The sequence below is a fragment of the Pseudogulbenkiania sp. AW2-16 genome (assembly GCF_056824575.1).
Map to the genome: position 1 here is coordinate 3,393,669 of NZ_CP157668.1, position 12,373 is coordinate 3,406,041.

5 protein-coding genes are annotated in these 12,373 nt (G+C 55.7%); 2 read left to right on the top strand and 3 right to left on the bottom strand.

Going from position 1 to position 12,373, the window contains the following annotated elements:
* Window positions 1-12: 12 nt before the first annotated feature.
* From ABKF58_RS16445 to ABKF58_RS16455, 3 genes are all read right to left on the bottom strand, one after another.
* Window positions 13-2,799, bottom strand: a complete 2,787-nt coding sequence (locus ABKF58_RS16445; RefSeq protein WP_482582067.1) for a DISARM anti-phage system protein DrmE domain-containing protein — start codon at window positions 2,797-2,799, stop codon at window positions 13-15.
* A gap of 5 nt (window positions 2,800-2,804) precedes the next feature.
* The gene (locus ABKF58_RS16450; protein ID WP_482582069.1) at window positions 2,805-9,368 is read right to left on the bottom strand and encodes a hypothetical protein; all 6,564 of its coding nucleotides are present in this window, start codon (window positions 9,366-9,368) and stop codon (window positions 2,805-2,807) included.
* Window positions 9,369-9,724: 356 nt separating this feature from the next.
* The gene (locus ABKF58_RS16455) at window positions 9,725-10,756 is read right to left on the bottom strand and encodes a hypothetical protein (RefSeq protein WP_482582071.1); all 1,032 of its coding nucleotides are present in this window, start codon (window positions 10,754-10,756) and stop codon (window positions 9,725-9,727) included.
* A gap of 95 nt (window positions 10,757-10,851) precedes the next feature.
* Between ABKF58_RS16455 and ABKF58_RS16460 the strand changes: the two genes are divergently transcribed.
* Both ABKF58_RS16460 and ABKF58_RS16465 read left to right on the top strand, forming a co-directional pair.
* The gene (locus ABKF58_RS16460) at window positions 10,852-11,727 is read left to right on the top strand and encodes a hypothetical protein (RefSeq protein ID WP_482582073.1); all 876 of its coding nucleotides are present in this window, start codon (window positions 10,852-10,854) and stop codon (window positions 11,725-11,727) included.
* Window positions 11,728-11,960: 233 nt separating this feature from the next.
* Complete coding sequence (locus tag ABKF58_RS16465) at window positions 11,961-12,215, top strand: DNA-binding protein (RefSeq protein ID WP_482582074.1); 255 nt, start codon at window positions 11,961-11,963, stop codon at window positions 12,213-12,215.
* Window positions 12,216-12,373 lie beyond the last annotated feature (158 nt).

Here is a 12,373-nt window from a genome sequence, read left to right on the forward strand (position 1 = left end):
GTAACCTCGGAATTAGCTGGACAACGTGGGAAGATGTTTGCCGATGTGATGAAGAACGAGTTTTTTCTCAACGTCATCGAAGTGGTAATGAATGCGCAAAGTCTTGGTAGGGTCGCGTGCGTTCCCCAGTCCGATGTGCGCGCCGATTTTCACCTGCTCGCCATGGTAGGTCCTCACATACTGGTCTTTGTAACGTCCCATGGTTTGCGTCGCTGAATTCGGCGCATAGATGATTTGCAGACCTGAAGCCTGCTGAACTACGTCCTCGGGTTTTACCCCTTGTCCAGCCAGCATCCCGTACAGGACGACCGCCATGAACTCGAGCGCCCGCCGCAGCTTTGGGAGGTCCTCATAGGGGCTTTCGTCCAGGCTGCGCCATGCCGCCGAGGTCACCTTGAGTTGGGTAGGATAGGCCCGCTCGATCTCGCCGAGCATGATCAGCATGGGTTTACTACGGTTGGGAGTAGCGGCTTTTTTCATTTCGACCCGCTCAACACAGGCAATCTCGAACAAGGCATCGAGTTCCGAATTACCCAAAATGTGCGGGCCAATCTTTACCACCTGCTCCCCAGCCGCCCGGGCGAGGATGGCTTGGCGTAGTTCCCGTCCGATCTGGCGGTGCTCCTGGCGAATCGTTTCTATGGCACGTTGGGTGTGTTGCACGTACTGGTCCGGATTGGCTCGCCCGAAGACCTGAGCGATCACACGCAGATCCATGGCGTTTTGCGGACCGATGATCACTTGAGAGCGTATCCAGTTGTCGACAGCCTGCGGTCCGACGCTCAAACCTTGCGCCTTGAGCTTGGTGAACAAGCGCTGCTTGCCCAGATCAGCGTTGAGTTTGCGGATATCGCGCTTCCACCGTGAGGCGAGCAGATCGCACTGCTGGTAATCGAACGAGGCTCTGGCAAACAACTCAAGTAAGCTGCGCTGCGTTGCCAATCGCTCGCCTCCCTCGTGCAGGAAAAGCACCTCATCGCCAGGTATGATCCCATCCGGGGTGACCCCCTCCAAGGTGTCACCGCGCAAAACCATGAGACCCTTGTTCAAGGGCCAACTTACCGGATGAGGCCAGCCCTCCAGGAATACGAGCGCATGACCTCCCATATAGATTTCGATGTCCTCTGCTGCCGCTCGTCCCGGACGCTCGGCGGCTTCCTCGGTCAGCTTGTCGAGCCAGTCGTCCACTAGCGACTTGTGCTCGATTTCCTTTACCCTAGGCGAAGTGACATAGCGTCCACTGAAAATGGAAGGCTTCGCGGTAAAGTAGACCTCTGCGCTGCCGGGCAGCGTGTCACGGAGACGTGGCACATGCTGAAAACCCAAGGTCCACAATGTCAGCTTGTCGCCCGTGCCGGGACTGGCGGCGCCATGCTGTCCCCACCAGCCCTGCAGTTGCCGCTCATACATGGCTTGCTCGAAGGGGAGGCACACCACTGACAAGCGCTGACAGGGAATAGCCAGCCAGTGCATCCGTGTCGCCCACAGGACGCCCATCACGACCACCTCGTCATACCCCGGCCAGGTCGGCGTGTGCCCGTAGTCGCCGTCCATCGCCGCGATATGGATTTCGGGGTGCTCGAGTATCTCGTAGGACTGTTCTAGCCACTCAAACAGCGCTTCCGCTTCGAGCGCCGTCCCGGCCAGGACGAGCAGGCGCTGCTGGAGCCGGATGGCCTCCCCGACCTTGTGGTGGATGAGTTGCATGCGGCCGGTTTCGGCATCCTTGAACAACGACAGGCAGGTCTTGGCCAATTCCAGGCATAGGCGACTGGCCGCCTGCGCGTCGCCATGCGCCCACTTCGCGTCACGTCCCGCCTCCAGCCAGGTCGCAAGCGGCAGCACTGGATACAGCCCGCCGCGCGCATGCCGCGTCAGCACCTCCTCGTAAACGGGCAGAGGGACCGAGAGCGCGCGCAGTCCGCGCAGCAAAGCACGCACGGGTTTGAGCAAGCGGTCTTTGTTGGCGCCCTCCCCTTGTTTGGCCAACCCCTCCAGCTGGTAGGCTTGCTTGGACAGCGCCTCCAGATGCCGATTGGCCGTGAGGTCCTCCACCACGCACAGCTCACGGACCTGCGCTGGGATGGGCTTCGTAGGGTGGGTGGTCGCATACAACACGCGGGCGTCGCCGGGGCGAACACTCCATACCGGCCCGCTCGCGTCCTGCGCCAGGACGCCCACCCCTTGTGCATGGCCAGTGGTGGTGACCGTCACGCACGGGATCTCCGGCACCCAGGCCGCCAGCGCTTCGTTGAGCGCGGCAGCCTGGGCCGGCAGTCCGTCTACCTGCCCGTCGACAACAAACGCAAACACCTTGTTGCTCTGCTGCAGCCACTCCAAGTCTTTCAGCAGGTTGTCGCCGGCATCGATCAGCAGCGTCGCCAACCCGCTGGGCGACAATACTTCGAGATCCCCGTCACGGCGGATGCGCCGTGCGCGTAGGTCCTCAAAGCCCTCCAGCCGGTTGAGTTGGCGGAAGCGCTTCAGCGAGCGGGTCCACACCACGAGATACGGCCTTGCGGCCATATTTCCCTGATTCATCCAGCTGGATGCGACCCCGCCACGCACCGTCATCAAGCGTGCGATATGCAAAGTCTGCAGCAAAGCGCTGAACGATTCGGCACCGCGGTGCGGCATGGCGATTGCCACCGACTGGCCGTATTTCACCGCCTGTACCGCCATCGCCCCACCTAGCTGGTCAGCGAGTTCGCCTAAATCCTCCGCCAGCAGCTTGCCTACCGGCAGACCACCCCAGGCACAGGCGACCTGTTCGACCCATGTTACAGATCCGCTGTCCATACCCACTATACCTTCTGAGCGGTATAGTGCAGCGCATTGGCGGTCGCCGGCGAGACCCGATAACGGACCAAGACACGCGCGGGAGCCCCTTCCGAGCCTTGCTGGGTCGAGACGGACGACTGAACCAGACCAAGGCTAACCATCCACTCGATCACCGCACGCTGTATAACCTCATCTTCAAAGCCTTCGGCATGGTCCAGCATGAAGCAGCCGGCATCTTCGATATCGAATTCGGCCTGTCCAAGGGACTGCAACATTGGCTTGATCCACGGAGCATCGACGATGTTGACGCCCGCATTGCTCAGAAACTCATTAAGCACTTTGGCCTGCGTCATCCGAGTGATGCCTTGGTAACCCCTGATGTCCTGGATTACCGCTGCATCGACGTTGCCGGTTTTGTTCTTGGCGTCGATCAGGCTGACTATGGAGGAATACCAGCCATCGCTGAGCGCCTGCAGGTGCTCTACCGCCTTATCCGTGTTCGCAAGGCCGATACGCTCGAGCTCATGCACCAGCGCGGTATAAGACCACTGGCCCAACTCAATCCAGTTAATTTGACCACCCAGTCCCGAAGTGATGGCAGGGTTCATCCTCCACTGCCAGAGCGCCTCCGGCCCCAGCAGGAACGCTACCATTACACTGTGGTTCACGCGCGGGGCCTCGACGCGCGCCAAGTGTGCCGCATCGATCAACGCCAGAGTGTGGCTCAAACCCATCTGCCCGGAGATTTCGATCATGAAAATGGATGGCCGCGATTGGCGCTTAGCCAGCGATTCGAGCAGCTTCTCCTTGAGTGTGCCAACGTTTTTCAAGGCGCTGTCCTTGTAGACATGGACATCCAATCGGGTAGTCGAGCGATCAGACATGCCCAATGTTTCCAGCGCTGGACGCATGAACTGGCTGGTCAGACCCAAGGCCGGCGAACCGACGATGGCGGTGACCGAGAATGTCTTCTCACGCCCTTTCGGATCGAGGTGTTTCAAAAGCAGCTGCTCGTCGCGGCGCGTGAGCGGCGATGGGTAGCCTTTATCCTCGCACTTCCGGTGCGCCGACAGCGGGTCCTCCGCTGGCGCATCCACGAGACGCAGTAATTTGTCGGTCGCCTTGTTGCGGTCTCCGATTAGCCGCAGGATGCTCGGATTGCGCAGCGAATATTTGCGACCGTCGAGGCTCTTCAGGATGCCTAGGCCAATCATTTCATCGAGGAAGGCCTCGATATTACCCTCGCTGGTGGTGCTGAACCATTGCGGCGCCCACTTGCGGGCCACGCCTAGCACGCGGCTGGCCGTAACGCTACGCTCGCCATTGAGCACCCCCTCAGCAATCAGTCCATACACGATCACGCCATAACGACGGTCGACGTTCAGGGTATATTCAAAGCGTGACTGAATCCGATCCTGTACATCCTCGTCTTGGCTCACCCATTCGAGGTGGCTTGAGGTGATTTTCGCGTCTCCGATTTTGAGGCGGCTGTCCTTGTGCAAATGCTCAAGCAATTTGGCGCAATAGACCTGGATCAGTCCCGGATGACGGTTGGTCACAACCAGCACCTGGTTGATCAGCATCGGATCGGCGAAGTAATAGCCGGCAATGGCCAGTGGCTCCTGCACCAGGTCGATCGCATCCTGCGTTTCCAGAATCGAGACTTGCATGGAGTCGCCGAGCTGGTTGAGTGGCACGTTCGGCACCTGCTCGAAACGCTTCACATTTTGCAAGCCAGCGATCACCACCTTCAACGGACTGTTCGGCGTTTGCACGAAGTTGACGATGGCACGGAACAGCTTGAAATCCTTCTTAGAGTCGAGTTCCAGCAGCGGGTCGACTTCATCGAGACACAGTAGCACTCGCTTGCTATTACCCGGGTTGTTCAAGGCTTGGCGGATCGTGATTTCCTCATCGTCGGCATTAGGCAGCGTCTCCGAGGACGGCAGGAATCCCGCCTTGTACAGCAGTTGATGAATCTCGTTGAACAGCCAGGAACGGCAATTCTCCCAAGCCTCGTCGACCGGACCGACCATGGTCTGATCCACGCGTGTATAGGCGGCAACATCACAGTTCTTCTGCACCAGTCTTACGGCTTCATGCAGGATCGTTGTTTTACCCAGCTGGCGGCCGCCGTAAACCACGGCATTGCTATGCGGTCTGGTCAACTCATAGGATTGCTTCAGCCGGCCATAGCGCATCTCCGGCTTGGCAGGCATGAGGGTGTCGCCCTTGTGGTACGGGTTGAACCCGGTCCACGGCGCCGTCATCTGCAGCCAGGTCTTCAATACCTTGTCTTCGGCTACATTGTTCATGCCGAGATATGCGGCCATCACTGGGTCGATATGGTAGATGGCAAGATTGCGCTGCTTGGTCAGCACGGCCAACTCTTCGCGCATGGCGGCATCCATGACCTTGGGAGAAATTAGGATATCTCGCTTGCCGTAGGCCTCGCGCTCCACGCACTCGATCAGGTCCTTAGTGAGCCAGTCCCCGACGGCAATGAAGACCCGCACATCGTTGTGTTCCGTCCCGTTACCGGCCTCCCCATCAAAATAGGGAAAACCGCGACCGGTATTCCCACGGAACACCTTGATCGTCAGCGCGCGGAACGGCCCCTCATTGCGAATTCCCGACGGAGGGATACGAGGCACGACCTGCATGCCGAGGAAACCCAGTATCTCGCGCACATTGGCAATCGCAGGGTTGTCGAGGTTGAGTTTGCGATCGAGGTACCAGCTGCTCAGCGTTTCGATAACCTCCTTGGTCTTGACCCGTGAACGGGAAAAATCCAAACCCTTCGACTGTAGATTTACCAGGCTGCGCCAGGTCTCCCGCGGGTTGGGATGGGCGCGCAAGGCCGGGTAGATGGTTCCCTGTGCCGCCACAAATCCTTCCAGGTCCATGTTCCTTACCATCGCGATGTCCGGGAGTTTTTCGCGCTTGTCGATCGAATGCTCGAGTTGGCTGATCATTTCCGTGACCAGCGGCAACATGCGCGATTGCAGGGCCTGCTCTGCCCTTTGACGCCAATCGGCTGGGACGGCTTCCTCGCCCAACAGGTCGACCGCCTTGTCGATCAGTGAGTGCAGCTTGACCTCGTCGTCTTCCACACGACGACCAAGTTTGGCCTCGATCTCGCGCTCGATGGCTTCCACTTCCGCACGGATATCAGACAACCGTTCGTAAACAGTGCGAACTTCGATCTCTTCCTTCAACGCATCCAGCAGCTGCTGCTTGGTAGTGGGTTCCTCCTCGTCATCAAAGATCTCTGCCAGCAACGCGTTATCAAGCAGGATTTCGGCAAGCTGCAACTTCTTCACAAGGTCTTTGCGCGTCTGGGCTTCCAGCGCTTGTACTGCAGTGCGGCGTATATCCCGGCCGGCAAGATGCGGGAACGTCCGGAGCAACACTTGCGCCGTGACGCTGTCTTGCGCCGCCATCGCCAGGTCAAACAGCGTGTTTTTGTTCAGCGGATGGGAAAGCCAAGTTGTGATGCTACTCAGATTGGAGAGCGATTCGGTCGCGGGCTTTGTCAGCAGAAGAATCGCATAAGGCAGCTCTTGCACCGCCTTAATTACCACCGGCTCCGCTACCGTTCCGCTTTGGCCGTCCACCACTGCCAGCACTTGTGTAAGCACAGCGTGAAACAGGCCGTAGTTGGCTTTTTGTGCCACCCCCACGACGTGGGCCCTCTTCTCTGCCACATAAGATGCTGCATTCCGCATCGAACTAATCAGCCGTTTGGCCGCTTCACCAATGTCGGCTTGGCGTCCCGATGTGTTGTTCCGCAAACTGAGCCAGCATAGGAAAATGTCGCGCAGGGCCTGAATGGTCGTGTGGAACTGGTTCATTGGTGTTTTGCCAATGACGCTATTACTCGCAATGTCCATCATGCGGATTTGCTGGGTAAACAGATCGCGCCGCGCTTCTTCAGATTCATAGGTATCGAGGAAATGCTCGACCGCATAGAGTTTGCCCCAGTCGGCGTCACGTACGGCTCCAATGGCCTCTTTGAAGTCCGGCAGGTCAAAACAGGCAGATAAAGCCTTACGCGCGGGCGCCCAACCCACCTGCTTGGAGCGTACGCGGTCGACTACATCGTCCAGCTGCGATTGCAGCTCACGAATACGCACCTCCTCAGCCTCAGCCGGTGTCACCATGCGCAGCGCATCGATATCGAAGTGGATGTTGCGATTGCTGGAGGCGACAACTTCGCGAATCAGCCGCTGCAATTGCGGGTCCACCATGTCTTCGCAAGCAGCCAGAATGCGCGGCGCAGCCGTGCTGTTACCGGCGAAAATAGCGGCCTGGAACGACGCGGAGAACAGCAGACCCGGCACGATCGCCTTGGTCTGCCGACGCAGCAGCATTTCGTCGATGCGCTGCGGTGGGATGAAGTTCAACAGAGATCGGATCTTACCGAGCGACGCATCCTGGTTTGGCCAGACATGCAGCCCGGTGTACGCGCTCTGCAATACATCGCGTTCAATGACCGCCCCCTGCAGTGTGACATCCTGTTGGTTGGCCAGGTCCCACGTCGCCAAAGCGTTGGGCAGTTCACTTTTCGCCAGCCAGTGTACGATGGCGCTATCGACTAGGATGGCGGGCAACACCCCGTGCTTGGCAGTAATGTCCTGTACATGGGTGACCAAGTCATCCGTGTCTTCCACGATTTGCGATGAGGCTGGATGCAGCGCAGGTTCTCCTAGCCCGGCAAGTATGTCTTCGGTTTCTTGTGGCGACGCCACGTCCTCCTCGGTCGGGCGCCCCGGTGCCGGACTGGGAACCTCCACCACCACCACGGCAACTCCCTCTACCTCTTCTGGGGCGGCCTCCGCCTCTTCCACTACGGCGGTGGCTGGTGCCGGCTCGGCCTGTGTCGTCACGACTTCAATTGGAGCAATCGCCTCCGCGGGGCCGTTTTCATCGAGCGGAGTCTCGAGATACTGCATCGGCTCGACCTCCGGCATCAACGTTACTGCTACCACCTCCTCTGTCTCTGGGGCTTCGGCCACTATCTCGGTTGTCGCTGAGGCGGACGTGCCGTCAAACGACAGCAATGCCGGCACGGACTCGGGATGGACCTTGGCCGGCTCGAGCGGAGTGTCTTTGCCCTCTTCCATATAATCGGACAGGTCGTCCAAGGTAATGTCGTCCGGCAGCAAGACAGACGTCGCGATTTCTTCGACATCGATCAGATTCTGCTCGGCCTCACGCAAGGCGCTCTCTGCCTGCGTTACCGTGGCCGCTGTCTCGCGTCGAGTCGTAAAATTCGCTCGCGCCTTGGCTGCTTCCGCTGCCTTCAATCCGGCGTCGGCATCACCCTGGGCAATACGACAAGTTTGGAGCAGTCGCTCGTGGACCATGGCCGCCGCCTCGATCTCGAGCAGGCGGTCACGAAGGTAATCAGGGCTGACCGGCACTTGCACGGCCTGGTACAGCGATTGAACCCACGCCTTGGTGAAGGCAACAATGAACATCGGGTCTTCAAACAAGGTAATACCCAGCAGTTTGCCAAGAGTCACGACTTGAAGGGCGAACATCTGAAGTTTTTCAGCAAGCGTCGCCTGATCGATCTGGAGCGCGCTACGCAGGCGCGGCAAGTTATCGACGACAAATGCCATCACCAGATCGGCATGGGCCATGTCGTGCGGGGTCCGTGCCCCAGCCTCGGCCAGTTGCAGCAGGCTGGCGTAGAAATCTTGTAGGGTCGTTGGTTGATCGGCCTGGCTCGATTCAAGGTTGCCCACCTGGAGAATGGGGGGCGTCTCGCAGTCGTCGTTCCCTGCCTCAACCTTGGAGCCGGGGTCATCCAAGAAGGACAGGCCTGCATTGGCCTTGAGTATGGCTTTGAAATAATTGAGGAGAATTCCTGGCTGGGCTTCTAAAACGGGTTTGATTGCCTCAACGCCAAGTAGGGTGAACATACCGTAAAACACATCCGCCAGTTGCGCTTGTTCCTCCTCGATCAGTGAGTCCCACTGTACAAATTTATCCAGAGCCGTCATGTACACCTTGACGACTAAACAGAACAAGCGCGCAAATGATTCACCTCTTTTTGCTAGCCGAGGCAAAGATTTACTACTCGAAATGGGCTTAGATTGTTTATTTAAAAAATCCTGGTTATCGGCTTCCCACCACTCCGAAAAATGGATTCCTGCCGGAAAGCTCTCTGGAACATCTTTACCTTCAAGCCCGCTTGAAAATTTATTTACCGCACCTTCAGCACTTGGATCCAGCTGATCTAACAACCACCCTGGTTTGAATTTTTCAAAAACTACAGCCTCCCAACTTGGTGCATTTTCACCTTCCAAGAGGACATTTTGACCATTATCCAAGTAGCGAGAACATGCATCTCGGAAAACATAACTCCGCGCCCCACGATTCAGCAGGGCTAAATGGATTTTATGCAGCTTTGCCTGACGTCGCATTGACCGGTTCATATGGAGCTGCTCAAGCACATACTCTGGTTCCGAGGCATTCTCCCCAGCCCGAGTCACCCAAGAATCGGGAAGCCCAGTAAGGCTCCTGTTCATCCAAGATAAATCTTTAGCAAATTCATTGAGTCGGGCAACCATGTCCATTTTCAAACCCTTCTTATTTTTGACCGTCAGTATCCAGAAGCTCTTTCAGCCTCACCCCAAACGCACCCGCTAACAATCACATATTCTCGATAGAGATATTACGCTCTCCCCTATCGACTCCAGACGTATACCTGTGGCTCAGTCCTACCAGCAGGACAAGGACATCCCGAGATAGGCAATTCGCCAAATTTTTCAATGCAAGTGGGGAAACTTAACTTCCTATAAGCAATAGAACCCACCACTTCAAAAATCACAAATACCATTCCAATTCTCATTTTTTAGAGCCATCACTAAAATGTGATTAACATCACAAATCGAAAACGGAAATGTCAGGTATTTTTATTTTCGATTATTTATCAATCCAGCCTGCATCCAGACATAAACACTCTGTCAAAACTAAAAACATGCTCAGCCGGTGACTCCTCACAACGCCCGACCAGTCTATTTGGAAACTGACGCCCTCCTCTTCTCAGTAGAACCCGAGCTGAACAGATTGGGCACTGAGCACTGTAGCGAACCAAACGCATCTCTCTTTTCGCACCAGAGGGGTCATCTGAAAGAGTCACCAACTCTAGTTGTGCGTGGTCTACCTCGTTGAATGCCGTGAATAACAGTGGGGCCATCGTAATGCGCCAGTTGACTAGCTGAACATAAGGCCCTAGGCAAAGGAAGCCCATGATGCCGACACCGATAGAGGAGCCAACTAACTTAATAAAATCAGAAAAGCTATGTTGGTCATAAACTATCGAGAGAAAAGACAGAAGGAGGTAGCAACCGACGGCTATGAAGGTGATCAAACAGTACGCAAGAAAAAGCCATTTTCTCCAGCCGTACAGTTTGTACCCTGATTTAAGAAACCAGCCAATCCACCAGGCCGGTTGAATCTGGGTGTCCATGATGTACTGAACCGTGATACCTGCTGTGGGTGTACCTGACTGACGGGGAACAGTTTGCTTTTGGGTAACAGCGAAGTAGCAGAAAAAATACTTGGAGGTGTTGCCTGACCCACCTTGGCTGGCTTGCTTGGCCGGCAAGCAGAAGCCCGAATGGCTGTGCTGGACAGCCCAGCTTCTTAATCCTTCACCATGAGCCTCATCAAGGTCTTGCAGAACCTTCCAGATCGGGGCCAGCCACCCCGATGCAGACTTGTCACTAGCCTCGCCAAAGCAGGCCCGGAGGTTCTCGGCTTCATATGGCGTGCAACCATGCCCCTCCCCAATACGCTGGATTTCATAGTCCAGCCACACCTGCAGTACACGATACGGCTTCGTCATCTTTCGTACATGCAGAAGGAAGCCCTGCAGGCATTGCAACCCAGACAGATAGTCTTGCGGACTCGCCCCACCCTCGTCGACCACCATTTTTTCTTTCTTTTCAATCGCTTCCATAACTGTCCAAAACAGTTTTATGACAATTTGAGACTATTCTAGCCGCATAACGGGCTCTAGCGTGACTTCTGTGTTCAACGCCAGGAGTAAACGCCATGACCAGCCCTACCCAACCAATGATGACCTTCGCCCTCGCTGACGATGGGCGAATGGTCCACGTAGATGATGTACCAACCGGCATGAACTGCGAGTGCACCTGCCCTGGTTGTCATAAGCGACTGATTGCAAAGAATGCTGGTCGCGAGAAAACCCACCACTTCGCCCACGAAGCGGGAACCGATGCGCAAGGATGTGCAGAGACGGCCCTGCACCAAGCCGCCAAGCAAGTGGTGTTGGAGTTTCACCGCATCAAAGCACCCGCTGGACAACTCTCTCTGCAACAAGATGCCGAGCTACATCTGACGAATGTGCTGCTTGAGCATCGACTGCAAGCTGCCAGTGGTGATGTGGTCGTCGATTGCTATGCCCAGTCAGCACATGGCGCTTTTGCTATTGAGATTGCCGTCCATCACAAGGTCGATGAGGTGAAAGCCGACAAACTGCAGGAGCTGTCTCTACCGACCCTGGAGATTGACCTCAGTGACATGGTTACCCTGCCGTGGAGCTGGAACGAGCTTGAAGATGTCGTTCTGTTTGATCTTGAAAGAAGGAAGTGGATTGAAGTGGCGCCCGATCCTTCATCATTCGCGAGTGAGCTGGATGCTCTGACGCCCATCTCCAACCTGATGGATCAGTGGCCGGATACGCAACGCTTTGCCGTCGGTAATGTTTGGGTCTGGTTCAGACGGTTGCCCTATGGCAATTACTCGGTTTTCCACCGCTTTGATGAGCCAACCCGGCGCATTGTGGAATCCATTTGCCGAGGCCGTGGACGCTGGGAACCACGTTACAAAAACTGGATTGTTTTTGATCGATTCAAAGACGTCGTGTTATCCGAGCTTATCAGTCGAACAGAGCCTCTTGACCAATGATGCGACGAAGTAAATTTAATTACTCTGATACAGAAAAGCCAGAAGCGACGTACTTCTAGCTTTTTTGCGGCAAACCTTGAAAACTTATTTCCAACGTCAGAAATGTGATTTACTGATTTAATTTTACTATTGGTTTTCGTAAAAAATTAGATTTTGACTTTGCAGCTAGTGAGAACTACCTTTTCGGATATGAGGACATGAATTTCATGAAACTTTTTTGAACGGATTGCACCATGAAGACGCCTGAGCAAGTTCGAGCCGAATTCGATCTACGAGGGGTTTCTATCAGCTCTTGGGCAAAGGCTAACGGTTATCCAGCTGCACTGGTATATCAGGTGCTAAGGGGAAACAAGCCTTGCCGTATTGGCATGAGCCATGAAATCGCCGTCAAACTTGGTTTGAAGGCCGGTATGCTCAGTGATACAGAAGAGCTCTCTACTACATTAGCTGCCACTACTGTCCGGAAACCGGAAACGGCAACTAGCTAAGCACTAGCTTTACGTAGTTAAAACTTAAGAGGAGGAGAAAATGTAGAACCTGTGCACGATGTTGACATCCATTGAGCACGGAAAAGGCAAAGCCCCCAAGTTCTGCGAAAACCTGAGGGCTTTATGAAACTGACTAGATATAGACCCAGTCGATTTCA